Consider the following 26538-nt stretch of genomic DNA (forward strand, 5'->3'; position numbering starts at 1 on the left):
TAGAGTCAACTGAAGGGCCGTTGAAGACTACAACGTTGATAGGCGAGATGTGGAAGTGCTGTGAGGCATTAAGCTAACTCGTACTAATTACCCGTGAGGCTTAACCATACAACGCCAAAGTGGTTTATAAGCGACAGAAGTTAATAGACTAAAGTAGACAAAAGAATTTAATAGCTTTTTCCGGATTTACATTAATGAGGGAGACTTCATTGATGAACAGAATTTCCTGGTGACTATAGCGTTTTGGACCCACCTGACCCCATGCCGAACTCAGAAGTGAAACAAAACAGCGTCGATGATAGTGTGGATTACCCATGTGAAAGTAGAACATCGCCAGGGCCAAATAAGAGAAACCCGTTGCAGCAATGCGACGGGTTTTTTGCTGTTTGGGGTATAGAAATTTGAGATATAAAAAACCTCGCAAGCAATTAAAACCTCGCGAGGTAAACTCGCTCCTACCAGATACACAGCGTTAATTCTCATTAAAGCTTTGTATTCTTTCTTTAATTTTAGTGCTTGAAATTCCTTGGGTATAAGGGATATAAACAACTCGAATATTTTGTGGTGCTAAAGCTATTTCCAATGCTTGCCAACGGGGCGTGTGTTGCCATTCATCACCGCAGATCACAAGGTTTACTCTTTGTTGTGCGATCCAGTGCGCTGCTCGCTCAGTATCGGCCATTGGTGCACCGACTAAAACCGCTTTATCTACGCATGCTAATGCCTCAATAATACTTAAGCGCTCGTCTTGATCCATTATTGGCGGTCGTCCCTTACTTTTTAACGCAAAAGCATCCGGTGCGACCCCAACAACTAAGTAGTCACCGTGTGATTTCGCTAACGACAAATACGTTAAGTGACCAGAGTGAAGCAGATCAAAAAAACCAAGCGCTAAAACACGGCACGGCTGTTGTGATTTCATCTGCTTTTGTACGAACTGCATAAGATTTTTTAAAAGACCGTCATGAGGTTTGAATTGTAATAGCACCTTAAGCATGGCATGCATTTTTTTGAAGTTGCCTTTTTTCCACTCAGTGTAGAGGTGAGAGTAGGCATAACAGTAATATAAGTAGGAATCTTGTATAATATTCGGGGCGCAGACGATGGTATCAAAATTTGCGTCAGGCATTTTCCAATCCAATCCATATAATGCTTGTAAGATTTGTTCTGGATACTGGGGATAACAAATTTCTCCGGCAGGTGAGCTGATGCTCACAACTTGAATAGCAGAGAAACGCGTCACTCTATTCCAAGTAAAAGGTACTTCTCGCATCCATAAACCTGATATGGTGTCTCCAGTGCTTTGCTCTGTGGCATAACCGCAAAGGTCAAGCACCAAGCCTGATTGGTGGCGAAAACACCGAGGGTTTATAAGTCCATAGGATTGCGCTTCTTCCTGCCAGCCAAGATGCTGTAAATGTTCGATTGCGCTTTCCATGTGAGACCAGTCGATACCAATATCAATATCTTTATCATTTTCTAAGAGTTGACCTTCACGCTCTAACCCAAGCAAACTACCAGCCGTAGGGAAAGCATAAAACCCCGCCTTTTTTAAGGATGACAACGTTTGTAGTAATAGGTGTAATGCGTTTTCAGGAGTTAGTTTAGTTGAGTTCGCGCTTTCATGTATTGGTACTTCGGATGATTGAACTTTTACAATGTTTGTCAGTGCGTCATGCTGCAAGCGCCATCCTAGCGCTTGATAAAAGGTTTGAGCGGCGAGTGGTAGTTGTCTGTTTTGTTGATAACTACGAGCGAGAATATAATAGCTATCTGGTACATCTGGGTGTTTATGTAGCAGTGCTTCAAGTTGTTCAATCCATTCACTCCCGGCTTGTCTTCGTTGTGCCAATTGTGCGAGATATAAAATGACCTGCTGGGTGGGCTGCTGTTGATATAGCTGCTGAAATGCTTGTTCTGCTGCTTGGTCTTGGCCCGAAGTAAAATACTCGATAGCCTGTGTCATCTTTTTATTAAGCTGTGACTGTTGAATTGCTGTATCTTTCTGCATCGATTAAATACCTAGTTGGCTGCTTTTAGTTTTTGTAGTCACAGAGTCCATATTTTGATGACCCACTTTAATGGATTTGATGTGTTTAATGTGAAGTCGCTAGCAGTTTTATGCTTCTGCACGCTCGGGCATTTTGCCAACCAGCGGAAGCTCCACTATGATTACTTTAAATCAGGAAATCGGAGAGCGAAAGTGCTACCAGTTTTAATTATTGTTTCTTCTCTGACAGTACTCGCCCCTGATGAATTGTTTAAGACATTACAGGTTATTCAAGATTTAAACACCTCTAATCCAACACAAGCAACTCGGGTATATGAAGCAGCGCTGCCCAAACTGCCAACACAACCCTCTAAAGGCATCTATGAGTTACATCGTGCCGGTTTAGAAGCTGCAATTAAAACAAACGATACGGTCAGAATACATGAAATAGTAGCGCTATTTTCTGAAAATGCTGAGTGGCTTGCGTATTTGCAGTCCGAAAAGGGGCAAATTGCAAATTACCTCGCAATTTACTATCGCCGAATAGGTAAGCCTGCGCTTGCGCAAAAAAACTATGAATGTGCACTTAAGTACTCAACTCACGAGCAAAGGCCACTTATCGTTAATAATCTTGCCGTTTTATATCGAACAACAGGGCAGTTAGAAGAAGCAGTCGATATTTTAGCGCCGACATTGTCTGAGGTGAAGGATGAACAACTGGAAGCGGCACTTAACAATAACTTAGCTAATGTTTATTTTGATATGAGTAAATATCAGCATGCTGCAAGACTATATAGGCAAGCTTTCCTCTATCATCAAAAAGCAGAGCAAGCTTACGAGGCGAGCTATACGGGGTTAAATTTATTAAATGTTTATTTGCTTGCCAATCAGTGGAAAAACTATAGACGCTATATGAATACAGTGAAAACTCAGCTAAGTGCGTTAGAGGATAAAGAATTATCTATAGTGTTTACTTGGCAGGAGCTAATTTTTCAAAGAAGTAGAAATGGCATACAGCCAAAAGCAGATCAAGTAGAGTTTCTTATTTCGACTTTACCCGTATTGCTCCAAAGTGATTACGGCAGTAATATGGAGAAATATGTTTATACATTGCAGCTCCCAGAGTTGATAGCATTTTATAATACGTTGTTGTCTGAGCAGCAACAAGTGGCAGCCAGTGTATCGACGAATGCTTCGCTACTGGAAGTTGCGCTATCTTGGTGTGAGCACTAATCTATCAAAAAAAGCTCTGACAAAAGTAGAGCACAGCACCGTTTTTTATACGTTGAATAGTAGATGTAGTCAGGTAGGGGCTGATAAATAATGAGTACCTTTGACTTAACCATCACAGAGTAATACCAATTTACTTAATTAAGTGGTCTATTTTGAGGCAAAAAAATCTTGTCGATAGCCCGGCAAAAATTTTGCTATTTAGTTGTTCTAAATGATAAATTTTTAACACAGCTAGCGTCAGATTTAATTCCTCAAATTGAGCAAGTATTAAGTCAAATTGGTATAAAATCAAAGGTCAAAAGCGAGTTCAGAGTTAGAAAGTCCACGCTAGATGTAGCTGGGGAACAGATTCATTGGTATCTGTGCCAAGTTTGTTACGCCAATATTGCCATTCAACACCTAACATTAACTGATTGTCAGGCATACCTACCGCGTTGCCTAGATCCCATTGTAGAATTGGCTGCGCGAGCAACCAGCCTTTTACGTCATTACCCAACTCGTTCTCTCGCTCGCCAATATACTCTACGTGACCTGTCAGATAGAACTTTTGCTCGCCTATTGTAAAGGGGTAACCCCAAGCGAGATCTATCATCCAGCTATCACTTTCTTTAGGCGCACCGCCATGACTAATACCTTGGCTATCGTCTTGATAAAGTGTGAAGGTAGAAGAGAAAAAATTGAACCCTTCAAAATTCCAATTTACTTTGACACCTGGCAAGTATTTCATCACCTTAGCGTCTCCGGCTGCATTGAAACCCATTGTTAAGCTAACGTCAGCTATGGCGTCGAAAGAAGACTTAAAGCCTGCAATCTTTGATATCGACAAGCTCGAATACCACTCTCCATAAAAGTCACCGTCTTGGTAACCATCACTAAGGTCATCTTTGCTGTAATCGATAAAGAAGAAATTATCGCCGTAGCGATATCCAGACGCATGTTGTAATGAGTAAATCGTTGCCGTTGCTTCGCTTCTGCTAAACGGGTTTTTGAAATCACCGTGGTTTATATGTAGTTGTGTTGTACTCCAATCAGCAGCATAACCAAATGTGCTAAAAGCGAGTGAGGAGGAAATGATGAGTGTGTTGATTTTCATTTATTAATTCGGATAGCGTTAAAAATGAAAGTATAACAAAAGCGCCCAAAGTTGGGCGCGTAAACCGAATAAATTATGCTTTATTTCTTCTTAGGCAGATAACGGTAATGGCGGTGAAAGCCAAAATGAAACAGTAATAAGAAGAACTAGATACGTCCCAAGGGCTGATTTTAAACGTGGCCCCGAGTAGCAGTGCTTGTGCACCATAGGGTAAAGAGCCTTGCATAACACAAGCAAAAATATCTAATAAGCTTGCCGAACGCTTAGCTGAGATCTTTCCATCTTCAGCCAGTTTTTTAGCAACAGGGCCTGCAACTATGATACTTACTGTGTTATTTGCGATACACAAGTTACTTGTTAACACGAGTGCTGCAATACCCAGTTGATCAGCAACTTGACGGTGCCATTTCGCGATAATGCTGGTAATTTTTTGGATCTGTTTGGCTAAAAAATCTAGGCCGCCATTGATACGAATAAATTCAGATAAACCACCAATAAACATCGACAGCAAGAAAATCTCCTGCATATCACTAAAGCCTTTATAGATATCGTTTAAGAATGCAGCGCCTTGATAGTCACCGACAAAACCCATACAGCCGGCAAACACAATACCACTAAAGAGCACAACAAAGACATTGATACCAATCACCGCCAAGACCAAAATAAATGCGTATGGTAAAACTAATAACCAATCAAACGGCTTGGTTTCTACAACCTGCGGCTCTGGGGTTAAAAACACCAATAGTAAAACAGTCAGCAGTGCCGCTGGTAGGGCTATTTTAAGATTCTCTCTAAATTTATCTTTCATTTCACAGCCTTGCGTTCGTGTTGCCGCGATTGTGGTATCAGAAATAATAGATAAGTTATCGCCAAACATTGCGCCCGAAACGATGGTGCCAGCCATAAGTGCCGGATCAATTCCGGTTTTCATCGCGACGGCAACAGCAATAGGTCCAATTGCACCAATTGTGCCCATGGAGGTTCCCATTGCGGTAGAGACGACAGCAGAAATAAGGAACAAGCCGGGTAATAAAAATGCCGGAGGAATAAGTGATAAACCGGCGTTAACCACAGCGTCAACACCGCCAGTGGCACTTGCAACCGCAGAAAAAGCTCCTGCTAATAAATAGATGAGGCACATGGTGATAATATTGCTGTGTCCTGCGCCTTGAATAAAAGTTTCGACGCTGCGGTTGATGGTATCTTTATTAAGTAAAAAAGCGAGAACGATGGCTGGTAGAATCGCGACAGGAGCTTTTAATTGATAAAACGCATAATCAACGCCTTGCGATTGCAAATACAATCCTGCGCCAAGAAAAATCCCTACAAAGGTCAACAGCGGCAATAATGATAATTTTGCCTTTGTTTGATTGTAATTTGGTTGCATAGCACTCCCCAACAATAAAGCACAGCCAATAGTCAGCTGTAAAACCGCACAACACACCTAATACCAATTGTATTAATTCTCCAACCAATTTGAACGGGGAATTAGCATATTAGCGTCGTTAAAAATTTCTCATTTAGAACAACTAAATAGCAAAATTTTTGCCTAGCTACTAAAGCTATTTTCCGCTTCAAAGTAGCCCATTTACTTAATGCAATTGGTATAAGATGAAAATCTCTCAACTTCAATAGGTGAGTGAGCGCGGCAGTTTATATGTTTAGACGTCTAAAGTCTAATGTTTTATTATTTTCAACTTAACTGACTATGACACACAGATACGGTAAACTCTACTCCCGCAAAAACACATTTCTATTATCCGGTTAGCCATCGTTGCTGCCTTTTGGATAATCAACATCGCAAATAAAAAAGGGTAACGTATGACAAGAATAGGTATTTACGGTGCGAATGGCAGAATGGGGTTAGCATTGATTGAAGCCTGTTATTTGTCGCAACAAGTAGAGCTGGCCAACGCTTTTGTACGAGATAATTCACAATATCTTGATAAAGCAGTTAATCAATTGCAGCCTCAAGCAGACGCAAATATCTGTTTTAGCTCCGAGCAAAGTAAGCTTGAAAATGTTGACGTATTAATAGACTTCACTTTGCCAGAGGGCATGAAGCAGCATTTATCAGCTGCAATTGCCGCTAAAAAACCGATGGTGATCGGTACTACTGGACTGACTGCAAACGAAATGGCGCTGTTGGTGGAAGCCGCAAAAGATATCCCAATTGTGTTTTCTCGCAACTATAGCGTTGGCATTAACCTGCTACTGAACCTAGTACAAACAGCCGCACAAAAGCTGGCTGACGACATGGATATTGAAATTTTCGAAGCGCACCATCGCAACAAAATCGACGCGCCCTCAGGAACTGCGCTCGCTATCGGAGAGGCGATTGCAGAAGCAAAAGGCTGGCAACATGATGAGGTTGCGGTTTACGACCGAAGTCAAAGCCATGAAGCGAAATCTCAACAAGAAATCGGTTATTCAGTCCTCAGAGCGGGAGATATAGTAGGTGAACATACGGCTTACTTCTCGACAATGGGGGAAAGGCTTGAATTAACACATAAAGCAGCGTCGAGATTGACCTTTGCATCAGGTGCTGTAAGGGCTGCGCAGTGGCTAAAAGATAAACCAGTAGGCCTTTATGATATGCAAGATGTGCTAGATTTAAAGAAGTAAGTATAACATTTTGAGGCTTTAAAGCAAAAAAAGAGTTTAATGGCTTATTTTTATAAATTTTGTGATTTATATTAGACGAAAAGGCATTCATGCTGTAGACTATAACGAATTTGCCAAAATTTTAATAACTGCGTGTTACCAAGCGCTTTGTAGACGGGATGTTGAGCGTTTTGCTTTCGCCCGTTTTTTACTATTAGGAGGTTAACTTGACTAAATCCGCTCTGTTAGTCCTTGAAGACGGCACGGTGTTTCGCGGTACTGCTATCGGTGCTGACGGTATGTCAGTCGGTGAGGTGGTATTCAATACGTCAATGACGGGGTATCAAGAGATCTTAACGGATCCTTCATACGCGGAACAAATCGTTACGCTTACTTACCCACATATCGGCAACACCGGTACTAACAGCGAAGATGAGGAAGCGGACAAGATCTGGGCAAAAGGCCTAGTGATCCGTGACTTACCACTGCTTGCGAGTAATTTCCGTAACGAACAATCATTGAGTGATTACTTGAAAGAACGCAATATCTTAGGGATCGCAGATATTGATACTCGTAAACTAACTCGCATTTTACGTGATAAAGGCGCTCAAAACGGCTGTATTATCGCAGGCGACGAAGTAGACGAGCAAAAAGCGCTAGAAGCGGCGCAAGCATTCCCTGGCTTGAAAGGGATGGATTTAGCAAAAGTAGTAACAACAGAATCTCAGTTTGAATGGCGTGAATCAAGCTGGACTCTAGGCGAGGGCTTTAAAACGCTTTCTGCTGAAGAAGAAAAATTCCATGTTGTTGCGTACGATTTTGGTGTGAAAAAGAACATTCTTAGAATGTTAGTTGATAGAGGCTGTAAGTTAACCGTTGTTCCAGCAGAAACCTCCGCTGCTGACGTACTTGCATTAAACCCTGATGGTATCTTCCTATCAAATGGCCCTGGCGACCCTGAGCCATGTACTTATGCCATTGAAGCAATCAAAGCATTTTTAGAAACAGATACACCTATTTTTGGTATTTGTTTAGGCCATCAGTTATTAGCACTCGCTTCTGGTGCGAAAACAGTAAAAATGAAGTTTGGTCACCATGGTGGTAACCACCCGGTTAAAGACTTAGATCGTGATGTCGTGATGATCACTGCACAAAACCACGGTTTTGCTGCTGACGAAGCAACGCTTCCTGATACCCTACGTGCAACGCACAAGTCACTGTTCGATGGCACACTGCAAGGTATTCACCGTACTGATAAGCCAGCGTTTAGCTTCCAAGGTCACCCTGAAGCAAGTCCTGGTCCACATGATGCGGCACCGCTATTCGACCATTTCATTGAATTAATGCAATCTCGCAACGCTTAATTAGACCGGAGTAATAATGCCAAAACGTACCGACATAAAAAGCATTCTGATTTTGGGCGCAGGCCCAATCGTTATCGGCCAAGCATGTGAATTCGATTACTCTGGTGCTCAGGCCTGTAAAGCGCTTAGAGAAGAAGGCTATAGAGTTATTCTTGTTAACTCTAACCCTGCGACTATCATGACTGACCCTGAAATGGCGGATGCAACTTACATCGAGCCTATTCACTGGGAAGTGGTAGAAAAGATCATTGAAAAAGAAAAGCCTGATGCAGTGCTGCCGACTATGGGTGGCCAAACAGCACTTAACTGTGCGCTAGACCTAGATAAGCACGGTGTGCTTGCTAAACATGGCGTTGAGCTAATTGGTGCGACTGCAGATGCAATCGATAAAGCGGAAAACCGTGAGCGTTTTGACGCGGCGATGAAAAATATCGGCTTAGAATGTCCTCGTGCTGAAATTGCACACTCAATGGATGAAGCGCACGATATCTTAACTCGCATCGGGTTCCCATGTATTATTCGTCCTTCATTCACGATGGGCGGCACCGGTGGTGGTGTTGCGTATAACATGGAAGAGTTTGACGAGATCTGTACTCGTGGTCTTGACCTGTCACCAACAAATGAGCTGCTTATCGATGAAAGCCTATTAGGCTGGAAAGAATATGAGATGGAAGTGGTTCGTGACAAAAACGACAACTGTATCATCGTATGTTCAATCGAAAACTTCGACCCAATGGGCGTACACACTGGTGATTCAATCACAGTTGCACCAGCACAAACGCTAACTGATAAAGAATATCAAATCATGCGTAACGCCTCGATGGCGGTACTTCGTGAAATTGGTGTTGAAACTGGTGGTTCAAACGTTCAGTTTGGTGTCAATCCTGTTGATGGCCGTATGGTTATCATCGAGATGAACCCGCGTGTATCGCGCTCTTCTGCGCTTGCGTCAAAAGCAACGGGCTTCCCGATCGCTAAAATCGCAGCCAAGCTTGCCGTAGGTTATACGCTTGATGAGCTTCAAAACGACATCACAGGTGGTGCAACTCCAGCATCATTTGAGCCGTCAATCGACTACGTAGTGACTAAGATCCCTCGTTTTAACTTCGAAAAATTCGCAGGTTCAAACGACCGTCTAACTACGCAAATGAAGTCGGTTGGTGAGGTAATGGCAATTGGTCGTAACCAACAAGAGTCATTACAAAAAGCACTTCGAGGCCTGGAAGTGGGTGCTACGGGTCTGAACCCAATCGTCGCACTTGACGCGCCAAACGCAAAAGAAACGATCATCCGTGAATTACGCGAGCCAGGTGCTGAGCGTATTTGGTACATTGCTGATGCGATGCGTCACGGTATGTCTGTTGAAGAGGTATTTGAACTCACTAAAGTTGACCCTTGGTATCTAGTGCAAATCGAAGACATCTTAAAAGATGAAGCGACAATCGCTGAAGTGGGCATGGCAGGTCTAAACAAAGACTTCCTGCGCCGCTTGAAGCGTAAAGGTTTCTCAGATGCTCGCATTGCCGAAATCGCAGGCGTATCAGAAAAAGAAATTCGCAAGAAGCGTCACCAGCTTGAAATTCTGCCTGTTTACAAGCGCGTAGACACATGTGCTGCAGAATTTAGCTCAGACACCGCTTACATGTACTCAACGTATGATGAAGAATGTGAAGCGAATCCTTCTGACAAAGATAAAATCATGGTTATCGGTGGCGGTCCTAACCGTATCGGTCAAGGTATCGAATTCGATTACTGCTGTGTACACGCAGCCCTTGCGATGCGTGAAGATGGCTATGAAACTATCATGGTTAACTGCAACCCAGAGACGGTTTCAACAGACTACGATACGTCTGATCGCTTATTCTTCGAGCCAATTACACTTGAAGACGTGCTAGAAATTGTCCGTGTTGAAAAGCCAAAAGGCGTAATTGTTCAGTACGGTGGTCAAACTCCACTTAAACTGGCACGAGATCTTGAAGCGAATGGTGTGCCAGTGATTGGTACTTCTCCTGACGCTATCGACCGCGCAGAAGACCGTGAGCGCTTCCAACAGCTTGTAGAGCGTCTAAACCTACTACAACCAGAAAATGCAACGGTAACCTCACTAGAAGAAGCAGTTGCTAAATCACAAGAAATTGGCTTCCCACTGGTTGTTCGTCCATCATACGTACTTGGTGGTCGTGCAATGGAAATCGTGTACGATGAAGACGACTTACGTCGCTACATGACAGAAGCGGTGTCTGTTTCTAATGAAGCACCAGTACTACTTGACCGTTTCTTAGACGATGCAATTGAAGTAGACGTAGATGCTATCTGTGACGGTGAGAATGTTATCATCGGCGGTATTATGGAGCACATCGAGCAAGCAGGTGTTCACTCGGGTGACTCGGCTTGTTCATTGCCTGCACACACGTTGCCACAAGATATTCAAGACGTGATGCGTAAGCAAGTCCGTGATATGGCGCTGGAGCTGGGTGTTGTTGGCCTGATGAATACCCAGTTCGCGGTGAAAGACGGCCAAGTTTACTTGATTGAAGTTAACCCACGTGCTGCTCGTACAGTACCATTTGTTTCAAAAGCAACAGGCGTTGCACTTGCAAAGGTTGCTGCACGTTGTATGGTTGGCCAGTCTCTTGAGAGCCAAGGTGTAACGAAGGAAGTTATCCCTCCATATTACAGTGTAAAGGAAGTGGTATTGCCATTCGCTAAGTTCCCAGGTGTTGACCCAATGCGTGGTCCAGAGATGCGCTCTACGGGTGAAGTGATGGGTGTTGGTGAAAACTTCGCCGAAGCATTCGCAAAAGCCCAATTAGGTGCATCAAACACTTTACCACGTGGCGGCCGCGCGCTACTATCTGTGCGCAATGGTGATAAGGCACGCGTAGTTGAACTAGCTAAGACAATGAAAGCAATTGGTTTTGAGTTAGATGCAACGAATGGTACGGCGAAAGCGCTTGAAGAAGCGGGTATTGAAGTACGTCGCGTAAACAAAGTATTCGAAGGCCGTCCTCATATTCTTGACCGTATCAAGAATGGTGAGTACAGCTATATCGTTAATACTACCGAAGGTCGCCAAGCTATTGAGGACTCGAAGGTGTTACGTCGTGGTGCACTTCAGCATAAGACTAACTACACCACTACGCTAAATGCAGCGTTTGCAAACTGTACAGCGAATGAAGCTGACGACAGAAGTTCTGTAAACTCTGTTCAAGAACTACACCAGCGTTTGAACTAAAAAGAACAAGGCCAGAGCGTCAGCTCTGGCAATGAGTGAGATACTTATGCAATCAATTCCGATGACAGTACGAGGCGAAGAATTGCTTCGTGATGAACTGAATCATTTAAAAAAAGTTGTTCGCCCGAAAATCGTTGCAGATATTGCAGAAGCGCGTGAACACGGTGATTTGAAAGAAAATGCTGAATACCATGCTGCACGTGAACAGCAAGGTTTTTGTGAAGGCCGAATTCAAGAAATTGAAGCTAAGCTTTCAACAGCACAAATCATCGACGTGACTAAAATGCAGAACAACGGCAAGGTTATTTTTGGTAGTACTGTGACTATTGTGAATGTAGATACAGACAAAGAAGTAACTTATCGTATCGTTGGTGACGACGAGGCCGATCTTAAGAACAACTTGATTTCTGTTAATTCACCAATTGCGCGTGGATTAATCGGTAAAGAACTAGATGATACAGTGAATATTCAAACGCCAAATGGTGCTGTTGAATATGAAATCATCGAAGTTGAATACAAGTAATCCTTTCTTTTAAAGCCCGCATCCGCGGGCTTTTTACTATAATAATCATTTCTACTTTTGCTGCTGTAATGCTGTGTAATTGCCATTTCTCTATATTCTTATAGCTTTGTTTGATGCCTATGTATTTTTGGAACAAACATTTTTAGGAGAAATGGATGTCATTTGAAGTCGATCAATTCAAAACACAAGGGTTTGAATTGTTTATGTCGAGTTGGAAATCTAGCTTGGCAGGTGCTGGCGCGCGGGATCTCTCCCAGAATCAACATTGTTTTTGGCGTACCATGCGTAGTCGATGTGCGATCGACCTTAGTAAGCAGAGTGAGCTTTTGCAAGGTGTGAGTTTAGCAAGATACGATACCTATCTTATTCTTACTGCTTTGTTGTATACCAATAGCTTGTATGCAAGCTCTGATTTAATCATTGGTTATAATCTACCAGATCACTTCTTTACCAGTAATAGTTCAGAAGCTCGACAAAGCTTCTCTCGTGAGTTACTTGATTCGCTTAAGCTCACTCAGCCCTTATTCTTAGTTGATGAATATTTTGAAAATTTCGAGTTCAATACGATTGCTTATGACAAGCTCAATGAGGCTAATCCCGTTTGGCACGATATAAGCAGCGAATTAGGTACTTTACCCAGCTTAGTAAATACCACTCGCTCAGAGCATCAGCTTTCCTTGAATCTATTACACTTTGTACCGAAGCTATTCTCCGGTAAGCAACTTGCTGAGCAAGTAAACTATTTAGTTGAGATTGAATAGGATTATAGACATCTGACATAGTTTGAAACGAATTTGCTTTAGACTTTTAGTGCGAGCTTGTTACACTCGGATTGTTCCCAAAACCAATTAGGCACCGGTTCATAAGTGATATGTTAGTATGAATCGGTATCTTTATCAGGAGAATAACCATGAGTTTATTAAAAAGCGCATTGTTTAAGACGTTGAAAAATAAGTCTACTCAGCAAGTCGCTTCAGTGGTTTTGGATAAGGCACTGAAGCAGGGAAAAGAATACCTAGATTCAAGAAACACCAGCAGTGGTAACGATACAGATGAGTTGCTGTTAGGGCTACAGCATTTATTAGCACAAAAACCAAATGACGGTGTTTATTCAATCACGCTATCCACTTATCGAGTGAGAGTAAAAATCACTTCTGGCGCTATTTCCCATATTGATAAGATCTAATTTATTCCATTCACTATAAATTTTTATTCCTTCTTTTCGTCAATTGGTTGGATTTTTAATCATAAAGATCAACCAATTGGGTGTACGTATAAGCTACAAGCTTCACCTTTGGATACCCGTTTTTAAGATTATGGTGGCTTTTCAGTCGAGCCACTATTCCATAAAGTTATATAAAATATATTGTATACATTGTAACTTTAGTGTTAAAAACCTATAACCCAATCGGGTTTGGATACACAACAGGAAAGGTAAATGATGAAAATTACAAAACTCACTTTGGCGCTATCTGCGCTTACAGCGATAAATTCAGCCAACGCATATCAAGAATCACAGCGACTCTTTAAGCCGCTCGATGCATCGGTTCAAGTGGAAACGAACATTTCCCATGGCCATGAGCACAAAAATTTGCATGACAGAGCACCCGTTGCACATACACCAACAAGGAGTATGCCGCTATTATCTGCTAAACACACGCCATTATTGCAAGCGATGGTAGTAAGCCAAAGTGAAGCGATTGCTGCATGTGATTTAAACAGCTTAGCAAATGCGAGCAGTAGCCAAATTGTTACTGAAATAAAGCAACAGGGTACGAGCTGTATCAATGCTTTGTTCTCCGCTGACAGCAGCATCCAAACACAAGTATTCACTTCAGATAAAATGTATGCTGCGGCGCAAAATGCCAAGTCGCTTTCGCAAAGCTATTCAGGCAACGGCAGTGCCGACCTAGAAGCGCTTTATCTATTTATTCGCGCTGGCTTTTACGTTGAGTTTTACAATGACCAGGTGACTTTTGCTACTTGGGTTAAGCCTGCTGTTAAAGATGCGTTGGATGCTTTTGTTAGCAATAGCCATTTCTACGACGACAATGATGCCCATGGTAAAGTACTTGGTGAGGCTATCACTACAATGGACTCATCGGAACTACAAGGGCACTATCTGCCAGTTGTAAAAGCATGGCTATCCAAATGGAATGAAAGCTACGCTCAAAAGTGGAATATGCGCAGTGCGGTAAACGGCATTTTCACTATCTTATATCGTGGTCAGTGGAATGATAACTTTGTCGCTTTGGTTAAAAACGATCAACAATTGGTGAGTTTACTAGGGAGCTTCACCGAACAAACTTGGATGGTAAGTTCAGACTCTGAATATCTAATCATCAATGCTGCGAGCGAATTGGCTCGACTTAAATTATACAATGGTGCAGCTATTCAAGAGTCAGTCGACACGCAATTAACCGCTTTATTCTCGCGTTATAACAGTTATGGCTTTGGCGATGGTGTCTGGTTAGCTGCGGCTGATGTCGCGACCTATTATGCTGATTGTAGCCAGTTTGGCATTTGTAATTTTGATAAAGAACTTGAGACCAAAGTACTTTCTCAACAACATAGTTGTAGCGATACAATAAAGATTAGAGCACAAGCGCTCACCGCTCAGCAATTGACTTCAGCGTGTCAAACCATGGAAGCGGAAGAAGGGCGATTCCACACCATGCTGGAAACTGGCCGCTTACCAGTTGCCGATGATAACAATGATTTTCTGCAAGTGAATATCTTTAATAGCAGTGCAGACTATAAAAAATATGCCAAAGCCATTTTTAAAATCAGCACCGACAACGGTGGTATGTATTTAGAGGGTAATCCTAGCGATGTGAATAACGTTGCTAATTTTGTTGCATACGAGGCCAGTTATGCAAAGCCGGATCATTACATCTGGAACTTAGAGCATGAATACGTACATTATCTTGATGGGCGTTTTGATCTTTATGGTGACTTCAATGCACCGACTAAGCCTATCGTCTGGTGGAGTGAAGGGGTGGCTGAGTACATTGCAAACCTAAATGATAATCAAGCCGCAATAGATACAATCAAAGATGGCTCAGTATATACGCTAGCCGAAATATTCAGCACGACGTATGACGGTTTTGATCAAGATAGAATTTACCGTTGGGGTTATTTAGGAGTGAGATTCCTGTATGAAAAACACTTTGATGAAGTACTCGCAATGCGACAGGAAACGAGACAAGCAAATTGGAATGCGTACCAAGCCCGTATGGACCGCCTCGCATCACAGTATCAATCAGAGTTTGTTCAATGGTGCAACGAGCTTGCCGCTGGTGGTCAGAATAACGCACCCACTTCAGAGATTAATGGTCCATACTCTGGTGATGTTAATCAAGCGATACTATTTTCAAGCCAAGGTAGTGTCGACCCTGATGGTGATGCACTCACTTATCTGTGGCGTTTTGGTGATGGTAGTCAAAGTAATGAAGCCAATCCCACGCACAGTTATGTGCAAGCAGGCGAGTATCAAATTAGCTTAACAGTGAGCGATTCTAGCGGTTTGAATCACACTAGTAATACAGTGGCTACTGTAAGCGCAACGACTTCAAACAAACTACAGTCTGGCGTACCTGTCACGGTTGCGGGCGAGCAAGATGATCAAGTTGCGTTTTCAATCGATGTCGCTGCTGGCACTGATAAATTAGTCATCAGCACGTCTGGAGGTACAGGTGATGCCGATCTTTACGTTAAGTTAAGCACGGCGCCAACACTCAGCGAGTATGATTGCAGACCATACCAATCCGGTAACGAAGAGGTATGTGAAATCACTACACCTGCCGCTGGTACCTATCACATTATGCTGTATGGTTATAATCGCTTTGAAAATGTGCAGTTGTTAGGGGAAATCGTAACAAATTCAACAATAGAGGACGTATGTCAGTCGCAGGGTAGTGTCTCTAATGGTAGATTAGCAGCGGATGAAACAATTTGCCTTGGAAGCCAAGAGCCGATGTGGTTTAGCCTTGAGAATGTAAGTGGTCAACAATCGGTGGTGATCAAAACAGCCCATGGTAGTGGTGATCTTGGGCTTGAATACAGCAATGCAGGATGGCCAAACGGCACTAATGTGGACGCAAGCTCGTTCAATCAAGGTAACCGAGAGTGCATTGAGATAAGTGCGCAATCTGAATATTGGGGATACTTGAAAGTGTCAGGCGCACCAACGGGGGCAGCGCTGAAGGTGTCTTATAATAAAGATGGTTGTCAGTAATTGCCTAATACTAAGGCAGAAATAATGGAAAGTAATTAAACGGGTGATACAGATCACAGTTATTACTTGTTCATAATTTGTTTTTGTTATATTTTTGTAAAATAAGGGGCCTTTGGTCCCTTTGCTCATTTAAAAACATGCAAAAGGAATTAACGGATGTGCCGAGAAGGAGCTAGGCTGTAGTTTTAGACTGTATTAAAAGTTTAGGTTAGACACGAGGCACTCAGTGTTAAAAAAGTACTTTATTGCCATTTCCACTTGGTTAATGGTAGCCTTTTCAGTGACAGCCGCTGAAACCCAAATTCTTTACGTATATCATCATAAGCCGCCCTATATTATTGATCTAGAAGCGCAAAAAGGTCTTTATTTTGATTTAGCCAAACTGATTAATGCCGTGCAAAAAGAGCTGCAGGTAGAAGTACGTTTTGTACCACGTAAACGCTTAGATAAGCAGCTCGAACAGCAAACGCTCAAAGGTTTTATTTTAGGGGTAAACCCAGCTTGGTTTGATGACCGCAAAAAACAAAAGTATTTGTGGAGCGGCCCGTTAATGTATGACACGGACGAATTCGTCTCGCATGTAGATCAACCGTTTGAGTATTATCACCCTAGCTCATTGTACGGTAATCAAGTTGGCGCCATTGCAGGGTACTACTATCGCCACTTGGATCAAGGAGTGGAGCAAGCCAATATCCAGCGAGTGAACGTAAATTCCGAAGAAGCACTATTGGAGATGATCCTCAAAAGGCGGGTGAGTATTGCCATTGTCAGTCGGTCTACGACAGAATATCTTGTTGCTAAAAATGGTTGGAAGCGAGTGTTTCACTTTTCTCAAAATCCCCATGAAACCTATTTTAGAGCAATATTGGCACCTAAAAATTCAGCATCGGATTTTGAGGCGCTACAACAGGTGTTAGATTCCAAGCCTTTCAAAAAGCAATTGGTGAAATTGCTTAAAAGCTACCATCTTGCTTATTAAAGTAAGGGGAAAGGAGCAGTAGCTATTCTTATTTCAGGTTAGATACATCGCTCCGGTGCTTTAGTGATTATCAGCAATTATTACCAACTACCCGTGTTTTCCATTGACTGCCAAGGCTCGGCTGGAGGCAATGCATCACCTTGTTGGAGTAATTCGATAGATATTCCATCTGGAGATTTAACAAATGCCATGTGACCACAGCGCGGTGGTCGGTTGATAGCCACACCGGCATCTTGCAGCTTTTGGCAAAGTGCATAAATGTTTTCTACGGCAAAGGCCAAGTGGCCAAAATTACGACCACCGCTATATTCTTCCGGATCCCAGTTATAGGTAAGTTCGATAGTAGGAGAAAAGCTTTGCTGAGCCTGCTCAACTTGATCAGGGGCGGCGAGATAAATTAAACTAAAGCGGCCTTGTTCACTGTCATAACGTTTCACTTCAACGAGACCTAAGAGGTCGCAATAAAACTTCATTGATTCGTCAAGATCACGTACACGTACCATGGTATGTAAGTATTTCATTATGTATTCCGTTTAGACTCTAGTCAGCAAAGTTTAAAGTGTTACACATCAGATTGAAAGGTCAACAGACCTCAGGCACCTAGATGACCGGATAAAAAAGTAATTGATTTCTGGTAATTTTTAGTACTGCTAGTTAAGCTTTTGTCAGATTGAGAATTAATGTATCACAAGGGCGCTCAATGATGGCAGAACTTCCTGAAGTAATAGATAGCATGACAGATATCGTTTCGTGCTTAAACACCAGCGAATCTTTGGAGCATTTCTTGTTGAATGTGCACTGTATTGTGCAAAAAATTACTTACGCGGACAATTTCTATGTGGTTTTGCAAAGACAAGATGGCGAGTTTGAATTTCCCTATTTCCATGATGTCAAAGACAGTATTTCGCTCGAGGAATTAAATAGTCTAACTAGCACAGAAATAGATAAAACGCTTACTAGTTATGCGCTGCGCTCTGACAGTGTAAAGAACTATTCTGAGCATGCTTTGATGGCATTGACCGAGAAAGGGGTTATTGAAATGTTAGGCAGTTTCCCCAAGCAATGGTTGTGCTTTCCGCTAATCAATCGCGACAAGCATTTAGGCGCGTTTGTGATCCAATCTTACCGTCGTAGCGATGAATATTCAGAAGCCATGGTGGATTTGTTGTATACCGTTAGTCATGTTATTGCCTCTGCGATGGATGCATTTGCAAACCAGCAAGCACTCATTGACGCGAATACAGCACTTAGAACCCATGAGCTTGAATTGGAAGCAATGGTAGAAAAACGCACCCGTGAACTTAGTGTGAGTTTAGAAGAGTTAAGAACAGAAGTCGAAAAGCGCAAATCACTTCAAGAAAAGCTAGAGTTTGATGCCTACCACGATAATCTTACGCAATTGGCGAATCGAAAATACCTTTTTAACGAGCTGAATAAAATGTCTGCTCGCTCGATGCGACAGCCGGTAAATGTATATTTAGGGTATCTAGATTTAGATAACTTCAAGCCGATTAATGATAATCATGGCCATCATAGTGGTGACGAGGTTTTGGTACACGTAGCAAGACGTCTACAAGAAGCGTTACGAGAGTATGATTTTGTTTGTCGTATTGGTGGAGATGAGTTTGTCTTTGTGATTAATGAAAAAATTGCCAGAGACTTGCTTGAAAGCTTAGCAAATCGCCTTTTGAGTGTGATAAATGAAGATATCTTGCTTACCAATGGTGAGTTGGTCAATGTCGGGTGTAGCATCGGCATGGCGGTTTCTGAGGGCATGGAATTCAGTGCGGAATCGTTATTAAAAGTAGCGGATCAAGCGCTTTATGAGTCGAAAGGAAAGGGCAAGAATCAGGTTTCATTTAGCTTCAAATAACACTGAATATAAGATTAATATTTTGTTATTTATCATGTTTTTATAAAATTTCATGATATTGCTCGTTGCCCTTTGCTTTAAGCAGATGATTGATTTAGGATCAGGCTTTATAGTCAGAAAAACATGGACATTATGATCATCAGGCTGATCCTTATTGCACTGTTTTGTTTTGCTATGACGGCAAAAGCAGTAGAAGTTCAAAATTTATATGAAGCCTCGCTGAGTGTTAGCGACAAATCTCGCGCAACGCGAGCGCAAGCGAGCCAACAGGCATTATTAAAAGTGTTGCAAAAGCTCACAGGTAAAGCCGATGATTTTTCTCACCCTTCTATCCAAGCGAGCCTTAAGCGCATCTCAGATTACATGCTGAGATATGAATATTATGATCGACAAGGCGTAACCAAAATAAAGGTGGAGTTTGAGCCTGGTAAGGTCGAAGATCTAGTCAGAGAAGCTGGTCTACCGCTTTGGGGTAACCGCCGTCCTATGGTCGCGATTTGGATGGTGATTGAAGATAATTTCCGCCGAGAGTTTGTTACGCAAGAAAGCTACCCTCAACTCGAACGGTTGATTTATGACACCGCAGACGAATGGGGCGTGCCAGTGGTTGTTCCTTTGATGGATCTTGAAGATCGCAGCAATGTGAGTATCGCAGAGGTATGGGGAAACTTTTCTAACGAAGTAGAGGAAGCGTCATTGCGTTATGAGGCGGAGCGCGTTATCACCGCACGCTTGTTCCAGCCTCCCCATACAAATTCTTGGCAGCTAGATTGGCGCTACACTGATGCCGAATATTTTGAGCCTGAGCAATATGTCGGTGACAAGCAGCAAGTTATTATTGATATGGTGAACCAGCTATCTAGCACCTTAGCTCAGAAATATGTTATCGATCCTAATCTCACTTTAGAAGCCCATCGAACTGAAATCGTTGTTGAGCAATTACAGTCATTTACGGATGTAGAAATGGCGAAGCGTCGTTTGCTATCTATGAGTACTGTAGTGGATGTCGATGTGATCTACCGTGCGAAAACAGCTGTGAAGTTTGCGATTGAACATACCTCAAGCGTATCAGATTTGCGTAAAACCATTGCATTGGAGCAAAGTTTTAAGGCGTACGAAGACCCGAGAGCCTATTATCAAATCGCAGACGAAGACAACCTTAAATATAATTGGGTGGGCAAATAGGATGGAATCGCCACGTCAAATGGCGTTGCCAGTGACACTGCCTGATGACGAAACCTTTGCCTCTTATTTTGGCGGTGAAGCGTCATTAGAGGTAAGCCACTTAAAAAATGGTCTTGCCCGTCGTTTAGCCGGATTTCAGTACACTTACCTGTGTGGATTGGCAGACTCTGGCAAGTCGCACTTGCTTTATGCCACGTGCATTGAAGCGCAAGAGCTTGGACTCTCGACTATTTTATTGTCGATGCGAGAAGTCTTGGATTTTGGCCCCTTGGTATTAGATGGGCTCGATGCATTGGATGTAGTTTGTATAGACGATGTACATTTGGTTGCAGGAGATGAAGCGTGGGAAAAAGCCTTATTTAACTTTTTCAATCGTTTTAATGAAAAAGGCAAATGCCTAGTGGTTACTGCCGATCTGTTGCCCAACATGCTGAATTTGTCACTACCAGACTTAGAATCGCGTCTAACCTGGGGAACGACTTTCCAGATCCGCTCGATGAGTGATGATGATAAAGCCGAAGCCTTAGTAAAAAGAGCACACATGCGTGGCCTTGAGCTCTCCGATGAATGTGCGCGATTTTTGCTCACGAGATTGAGTCGTGATATGCGCGCTTTACTTGATGTGTTGGATAAACTCGATCACGCATCCATGGCTGCGCAAAGAAAGTTAACAATTCCTTTTATAAAAGCCACTTTAAAGCTGTAACAGGGCTAGAATATCGCCTTGCAATTCAGTTATCATAAGAGATTAAATAACAGCAAATTACCTCAGCAAAGATCAGGTAGACAATGAATTTAGAAAATATTTTAGCGCAAGCGCTTGAAGCCGTTGAGCAGGCAAGCGAAATTGCGCACCTTGAGGAAGTTAGAGTTAACTACCTTGGTAAAAAAGGTGAGATCACAGGTCTTCTTAAAACGCTAGGCAAACTAGCACCAGAAGAGCGTAAAGATGCAGGTCAAGTGATTAACCAAGCTAAGACCCAAGTACAAGATGCGATTACGGTAAAACGTGAAGCGTTAGCCAATGCAGCACTTGAGCAGAAGCTAGCAGCTGAGACGATTGATGTGACGTTGCCGGGTCGTACAATGCCAGCTGGTGGCCTTCACCCAGTTACTCGCACCATTGAACGTATTGAGCAGTTTTTTGGTGAGCTAGGATTTGCTGTTAAATCTGGCCCTGAGGTTGAAGATGACTTTCATAACTTTGACGCGCTAAATATTCCTGAGCACCACCCAGCGCGTGCTGATCATGATACTTTCTATTTCAATCCTAAATTGGTACTACGTACACAAACCAGTGGCGTTCAGATCCGTACTATGGAAGCTGAGCAGCCGCCTTTGCGAATTATCTCGCCAGGTCGTGTATACCGTAACGATTACGATCAAACACATACGCCAATGTTCCACCAAGTTGAAGGCTTGATGGTCGACACTAACGTGAGCTTTACAGAACTTAAAGGAATTTTGCACGATTTCCTACGTAACTTCTTTGAAGAAGATATGGAGATTCGCTTCCGTCCTTCATACTTCCCATTTACAGAACCTTCAGCTGAGGTGGACGTAAAAGGTAAAAATGGTAAATGGCTTGAAGTACTAGGCTGCGGCATGGTGCACCCGAACGTACTGCGCTCGGTAGGCATTGACCCTGAAAAATACACTGGTTTCGCCTTTGGTATGGGGGTTGAGCGTTTGACGATGTTACGTTATGGCGTAACTGACTTAAGAGCTTTCTTCGAAAACGACTTAAAATTCCTAAACCAATTCAGATAAGAGCGACAAAAGTATGAAATTCAGTGAAAAGTGGTTACGCGAGTGGGTCAATCCAGCAATTGATACTGATGCGTTATCTGAGCAATTATCAATGGCTGGTTTAGAAGTTGATGGTGTAGACCCAGTTGCCGGTGACTTCCAAGGTGTGGTTATCGGTGAAGTGGTTGAATGTGGTCAACACCCAGATGCTGATAAACTTAGAGTAACAAAAGTAAACGTAGGCGAAGACGAACTACTAGATATTGTTTGTGGTGCCGCTAACTGCCGTGCCGGTTTAAAAGTGGCGGTTGCTAAAGTGGGCGCAACGCTTCCAGGCGATTTCAAAATTAAGAAAGCTAAACTTCGCGGTCAGCCGTCTCACGGTATGCTGTGTGCGTTTGAAGAGCTTGGTATGGCGGAAAGCTCAGACGGTATTTTAGAACTCCCTATGGATGCGCCAATCGGTCAAGATATTCGTGAATACTTCGGCTTGAACGATGTAACGATTGATGTCGATTTAACGGCTAATCGTAGCGACTGTTTGGGGATCAAAGGTCTGGCTCGTGAAGTTGGGGTACTAAACAGCATCGACGTAACAGAAGTTGCTATCACGCCCGTTACGCCAACGATTGATGATAAAATCTCTATTGAATTGGTAAACAGCGAAGCATGTCCACGCTACTTAGGTCGTGTGATCAAGGGCGTTAATGTTAAAGCAGAGACCCCGTTTTGGATGGTAGAGAAACTGCGCCGCTGCGGTGTACGCTCAATTGATCCAGTTGTTGATGTTACGAACTACGTGTTGCTTGAGCTAGGTCACCCAATGCACGCGTTCGATTTAAACCAAATCGAAGGTGGAATTAAAGTACGTAATGCCTTTGAGAATGAAGAGCTAGTATTGTTAGACGGCAACACGGCGAAGCTTAATCCATCAACACTACTGATTGCTGATGATAATAAAGCACTTGCGATGGCAGGTATCTTTGGTGGTGAACAGTCGGGTGTTAGTGACGAGACAAAAGACATCTTGTTAGAAAGCGCGTTCTTTGCACCGCTTGCGATTGCAGGCCAGGCTCGCAGCTACGGTTTGCATACTGATGCATCGCACCGTTATGAGCGTGGTGTAGACCCGGTACTGCAGCGTGATGCGATGGAAAGAGCAACAGGCTTGCTACTTGAAATCGTTGGCGGTGAAGCAGGGCCGATTGTTGAAGCTGTGTCAGAAACTGATTTACCAAAAGAGCGTCAAGTGACTTTACGCCGTGAGCGTTTAGACCGCGTGATTGGTTACCATATCGAAGATGCTAAAGTATCAGATATCTTAACGCGTTTGGGCTTAGCGGTAACATTTGCAGACGGCCAGTGGCAAGCTCAAGTACCAAGCTATCGCTTCGACATTAGTATCGAAGAAGACTTAATTGAAGAAGTTGCGCGCGTATTTGGCTACAACAATATTCCAAATGTGGCGCCAACCGCTGCGTTAAAGATGACAGACCATCAAGAAGCACGTTTGCCAGTAGCACGCTTTAGAGATGAGTTAGTAAGCCGTGGTTATCAAGAAGCCATCACATATAGCTTCGTTGATCCAAAAGCACAACAGCAGCTACACCCAGAAGCAGATGCATTAATTCTTCCGCATCCAATTTCGGTTGAAATGTCAGCAATGCGTGTAAGCCTGATGACAGGCTTGATCAATGCGGTTTCTTATAATCAAAATCGTCAACAATCGCGTATTCGCTTATTCGAAACGGGCCTTAAGTTTATCAAAGACGACAACGCAGAAAACGGCGTACGTCAAACCGCTGTGATCGGTGGTATCGCGTATGGTAATACGCACAGTGAACATTGGTCAGTGCCTTCACGTAAAGTGGATTTCTTTGATGTGAAAGGCGATGTAGAAGCATTACTTGCGCTTTGTAACGATAAAGCACGCTTTAGCTTTAAAGCAGAGGCGAGCGATGGTTTGCACCCAGGTCAATCAGCTGCAATTTATGCAGACGGTAAAAAGGTTGGTTTCATCGGTGCAGTTCATCCTCAGCTATTAAAGCCGTTAGAGCTTAAAGATACACCATATGTATTTGAAATCGACATGGCTGCTTTAGAAAATCGCCAGCTTCCAGAAGCTGTTAGTATCTCGAAATTCCCATCAAATAGAAGAGATATTGCTATTTTAGTTGCAGATGACGTAAAAATAGGCGATATTTTAGAGTGCATTGAGAAAGTTGGCGGAAATCAATTAGTTGACCTAAACTTATTCGATGTGTACAAAGGGCAAGGGGTTGAACCTGATCATAAGAGTTTAGCCATTGCTCTAACATTACAAGCGGTTGATAGAACGCTCGAAGAGAAAGACATCAACGCGGTTGTAGAAAACGTGGTGGCCGAACTGGCCAAACAATTCAATGCATCGTTGAGGGACTAGATATGGCGCTTACTAAAGCCGACATAGCTGAACACCTATTTGAAAAACTGGGGATCAATAAGAAAGATGCCAAAGACTTAGTTGAAGCGTTTTTTGAAGAAATCCGCTCAGCGCTAGAAAACGGCGAGCAAGTAAAGCTCTCTGGGTTTGGTAACTTTGACCTTCGCGACAAGAAGGAACGCCCAGGTAGGAACCCAAAAACTGGGGAAGATATTCCTATCTCTGCGCGACGCGTGGTAACTTTTAGGCCTGGCCAAAAGTTAAAAACCCGTGTTGAGGTCGGCACAAGCAAAAACTTGTAATATAAGAAAGCCTTGGTGGTGATACCAAGGCTTTTTTTATATTGAAATAGTTTTGTCACATATTCAAGCTACACTCTGCGCCTGTTTGCGTTCCGTGGAGTGAGGAGCTTATGCGAGGAGCACACTCCTTAAGCAAGTTGTTTAAGAATATCTTTATTGCTTGGTTGTCTTGCACCTTTGTATTTTCAATTGTGGCCGCCTTCACTTATGTGCATCAAAAAGAGACCGCTAAATCCAATCTTGTCACCGTAGCGAGTCGAATTGTATCTGACATCAACAAAGAGTTTGTCGTTGTAGACGATACCTTAAAACACGCCATCCACCTTTCTCCACATTGCGACCCTGACGGTCTACACTACATGCGTAGATTGGTTTTTGAAAACCCAGGCATGAGCGAAATAGGGATCGTAGATAGTAACGGGAAATTGGTCTGCAATTCTTTTGGGCAACTCACTCCACCTGTGAATACCAGTGCCCCAATAAAGAAGCCTGGACTTAGATACTATGGCCCAATCATTACCGACTATTTAGAACTTCCAGCCTTTGTTTTAGCGCGCACGAGAGACGATGGTTATGAGGTAAATGTGTTGATGCCGGATCATTGGCTAAAGAGTATGCTTGATATCTCGGCTCATCATAATACCGATTTTGCTGCCTTGGTGGACAATAGCACGGGTGTGCCGGTTTTTTTAAATGGTAAATATGCTTTGCCAATCCGCCAAAAACTATTTCCGACTGCTAATAGCCGCGCAGTAGAAGGACTCTTTGATGATGCAAAGGTAAAGTTTGCGTACGTTGCAGCTATTCCGAGTTTGCCGCAGATGAGCTTAATCATTGCAAAAAATGATGAGCAACTAGTGAGTCTAGGGTGGTTGTGGCTAGTACTTTGGAGTGTGTTGTATTGCGCCTCTTGGGTTGGCCTCACGTTGTTATTGATCAGTTATGACAAGCGCCAGCTAAGCAGTAAAACACAAATATTAAGAGCATTGGCAAATGATGAGTTATTTAATGTGTATCAGCCTCTTGTTAATGCAGAGGTGCCATCGATAGTGGGCGTGGAAGTACTCATTCGTTGGCGTCATCCACTTGAAGGTGTGCTCGGCCCCGCTTACTTTGTGCCAGAAGCTGAGCGTGATGGTACTATTTTAGATATCTCGATAGCACAAGTCGAAAACGCTGTGCGTGATTTGACGGACATCTTAGTTGCTCAGCCAGGCTTTAAGGTGTCTTTTAACGTTAATGGTTTACTTCTGGGCTCTAAACGCTATATCGACGCCTTACTTGCTGCAAAAAGCCAAATATCCTCGTTGACTATTGAATTAACTGAGCGTGATGTGCTGACGCAGGCTCAAACGAAAACGGTACTAACTGAGCTCAAACGGGCTGGAATAGAAATCGCGATTGATGACTTTGGCACGGGATATAGCGGTTTGCAATACTTACAAAGTTTTCCGATTGACCTGCTGAAAATAGATCAGAGCTTTGTTGCATCAATTGGCCTAGATACTTTGCAATCCCCGGTTTTATCGGCCGTGATTGATATGGCGGAAAAGCTGGATAAAAAACTGATTGCTGAAGGGGTAGAAACCCAAGCTCAAGCTCGTTATCTCAAAAGCCGGGGGGTGAATATTCATCAAGGTTGGCTTTATTTCAAAGCACTGGAACTGCCGCAACTACAGCGTGAGATGGATAAAGTGTTAGATAATAAAAGAGCGGCTTAACCGCTCTTATTTAATTACAAGGCCCAAC

The 26538-nt window shown here is 43.0% G+C and carries 20 protein-coding genes and 2 rRNA genes; 18 read left to right on the forward strand and 4 right to left on the reverse strand.

From position 1 onward, the window contains the following. Positions 1 to 108 (forward strand): 23S ribosomal RNA (locus tag NH462_RS04810); the annotation flags it as partial. A 117-nt stretch (positions 109 to 225) separates the two neighbouring features. Then, positions 226 to 339 (forward strand): 5S ribosomal RNA (gene rrf / locus NH462_RS04815). Between the two features lie 133 nt (positions 340 to 472). Here rrf and NH462_RS04820 read toward each other — a convergent pair. Then, the gene (locus NH462_RS04820) at positions 473 to 2011 is read right to left on the reverse strand and encodes an FAD synthase (protein WP_253104492.1); all 1539 of its coding nucleotides are present in this window, start codon (positions 2009 to 2011) and stop codon (positions 473 to 475) included. 192 nt (positions 2012 to 2203) lie between these two features. On the opposite strand from NH462_RS04820, the gene NH462_RS04825 reads away from it, so the two are divergent. Beyond that, a complete protein-coding gene (locus NH462_RS04825) occupies positions 2204 to 3223 on the forward strand; it encodes a tetratricopeptide repeat protein (RefSeq protein ID WP_253104495.1) in 1020 nt (339 codons plus the stop codon). Positions 3224 to 3536: 313 nt separating this feature from the next. Here NH462_RS04825 and NH462_RS04830 read toward each other — a convergent pair whose 3' ends face one another. After that, on the reverse strand, positions 3537 to 4316 hold the full coding sequence (locus NH462_RS04830; RefSeq protein WP_253104498.1) for a nucleoside-binding protein: 780 nt from the start codon (positions 4314 to 4316) through the stop codon (positions 3537 to 3539). 73 nt (positions 4317 to 4389) lie between these two features. Then, complete coding sequence (locus tag NH462_RS04835) at positions 4390 to 5703, reverse strand: Na+/H+ antiporter NhaC family protein (protein ID WP_088530882.1); 1314 nt, start codon at positions 5701 to 5703, stop codon at positions 4390 to 4392. A gap of 434 nt (positions 5704 to 6137) precedes the next feature. Between NH462_RS04835 and dapB the strand changes: the two genes are divergently transcribed. The 8 genes from dapB to NH462_RS04875 all read left to right on the forward strand — a co-directional run bounded on the left by dapB (position 6138) and on the right by NH462_RS04875 (position 17258). Then, a complete protein-coding gene (gene dapB, locus NH462_RS04840) occupies positions 6138 to 6941 on the forward strand; it encodes a 4-hydroxy-tetrahydrodipicolinate reductase (RefSeq protein ID WP_010377967.1) in 804 nt (267 codons plus the stop codon). A gap of 206 nt (positions 6942 to 7147) precedes the next feature. Then, positions 7148 to 8284: a glutamine-hydrolyzing carbamoyl-phosphate synthase small subunit gene (gene carA, locus NH462_RS04845; protein ID WP_010377970.1), complete on the forward strand. Its 1137-nt coding sequence runs from the start codon at positions 7148 to 7150 to the stop codon at positions 8282 to 8284. A 16-nt stretch (positions 8285 to 8300) separates the two neighbouring features. Continuing rightward, positions 8301 to 11519, forward strand: a complete 3219-nt coding sequence (carB, locus tag NH462_RS04850; protein ID WP_039495519.1) for a carbamoyl-phosphate synthase large subunit — start codon at positions 8301 to 8303, stop codon at positions 11517 to 11519. Positions 11520 to 11565: 46 nt separating this feature from the next. Then, positions 11566 to 12042, forward strand: coding sequence for a transcription elongation factor GreA (gene greA / locus NH462_RS04855; RefSeq protein WP_010377973.1), 477 nt, complete (start codon positions 11566 to 11568; stop codon positions 12040 to 12042). Between the two features lie 155 nt (positions 12043 to 12197). Next, the gene (locus tag NH462_RS04860) at positions 12198 to 12803 is read left to right on the forward strand and encodes a hypothetical protein (RefSeq protein ID WP_253104501.1); all 606 of its coding nucleotides are present in this window, start codon (positions 12198 to 12200) and stop codon (positions 12801 to 12803) included. Between the two features lie 149 nt (positions 12804 to 12952). Further along, entirely contained in the window at positions 12953 to 13228 is a 276-nt protein-coding gene (locus tag NH462_RS04865) for a hypothetical protein (RefSeq protein WP_010377978.1), read from the forward strand. A 252-nt stretch (positions 13229 to 13480) separates the two neighbouring features. Next, positions 13481 to 16279, forward strand: a complete 2799-nt coding sequence (locus NH462_RS04870) for a collagenase (RefSeq protein ID WP_253104504.1) — start codon at positions 13481 to 13483, stop codon at positions 16277 to 16279. 226 nt (positions 16280 to 16505) lie between these two features. Beyond that, positions 16506 to 17258, forward strand: a complete 753-nt coding sequence (locus tag NH462_RS04875; RefSeq protein ID WP_253104507.1) for a transporter substrate-binding domain-containing protein — start codon at positions 16506 to 16508, stop codon at positions 17256 to 17258. A gap of 80 nt (positions 17259 to 17338) precedes the next feature. Here the strand turns inward: NH462_RS04875 and NH462_RS04880 are convergent, their stop codons facing one another. Then, a complete protein-coding gene (locus tag NH462_RS04880; protein ID WP_253104510.1) occupies positions 17339 to 17779 on the reverse strand; it encodes a VOC family protein in 441 nt (146 codons plus the stop codon). 179 nt (positions 17780 to 17958) lie between these two features. On the opposite strand from NH462_RS04880, the gene NH462_RS04885 reads away from it, so the two are divergent. The 7 genes from NH462_RS04885 to NH462_RS04915 all read left to right on the forward strand — a co-directional run bounded on the left by NH462_RS04885 (position 17959) and on the right by NH462_RS04915 (position 26510). Then, positions 17959 to 19131 carry a sensor domain-containing diguanylate cyclase gene (locus NH462_RS04885; RefSeq protein ID WP_017219234.1) on the forward strand — a complete coding sequence of 391 codons (1173 nt, stop codon included), beginning with the start codon at positions 17959 to 17961 and terminating at the stop codon, positions 19129 to 19131. A gap of 123 nt (positions 19132 to 19254) precedes the next feature. Continuing rightward, positions 19255 to 20316 (forward strand): DUF2066 domain-containing protein, encoded by a 1062-nt coding sequence (locus NH462_RS04890; RefSeq protein ID WP_253104513.1) that lies wholly within the window; start codon positions 19255 to 19257, stop codon positions 20314 to 20316. A gap of 1 nt (position 20317) precedes the next feature. Beyond that, the gene (gene hda, locus NH462_RS04895; RefSeq protein ID WP_138527255.1) at positions 20318 to 21022 is read left to right on the forward strand and encodes a DnaA inactivator Hda; all 705 of its coding nucleotides are present in this window, start codon (positions 20318 to 20320) and stop codon (positions 21020 to 21022) included. A gap of 83 nt (positions 21023 to 21105) precedes the next feature. After that, positions 21106 to 22086, forward strand: a complete 981-nt coding sequence (gene pheS, locus NH462_RS04900) for a phenylalanine--tRNA ligase subunit alpha (protein WP_010604038.1) — start codon at positions 21106 to 21108, stop codon at positions 22084 to 22086. A 13-nt stretch (positions 22087 to 22099) separates the two neighbouring features. Further along, a complete protein-coding gene (pheT, locus tag NH462_RS04905) occupies positions 22100 to 24487 on the forward strand; it encodes a phenylalanine--tRNA ligase subunit beta (protein ID WP_253104516.1) in 2388 nt (795 codons plus the stop codon). Between the two features lie 2 nt (positions 24488 to 24489). Then, the gene (gene ihfA, locus NH462_RS04910; protein ID WP_010377997.1) at positions 24490 to 24789 is read left to right on the forward strand and encodes an integration host factor subunit alpha; all 300 of its coding nucleotides are present in this window, start codon (positions 24490 to 24492) and stop codon (positions 24787 to 24789) included. 110 nt (positions 24790 to 24899) lie between these two features. Next, positions 24900 to 26510, forward strand: coding sequence for an EAL domain-containing protein (locus tag NH462_RS04915; protein WP_253104520.1), 1611 nt, complete (start codon positions 24900 to 24902; stop codon positions 26508 to 26510). The last annotated feature ends 28 nt before the right edge of the window (positions 26511 to 26538 follow it).

This window comes from Pseudoalteromonas sp. OANN1 (genome assembly GCF_024124685.1).
GTDB lineage: Bacteria > Pseudomonadota > Gammaproteobacteria > Enterobacterales > Alteromonadaceae > Pseudoalteromonas > Pseudoalteromonas piscicida.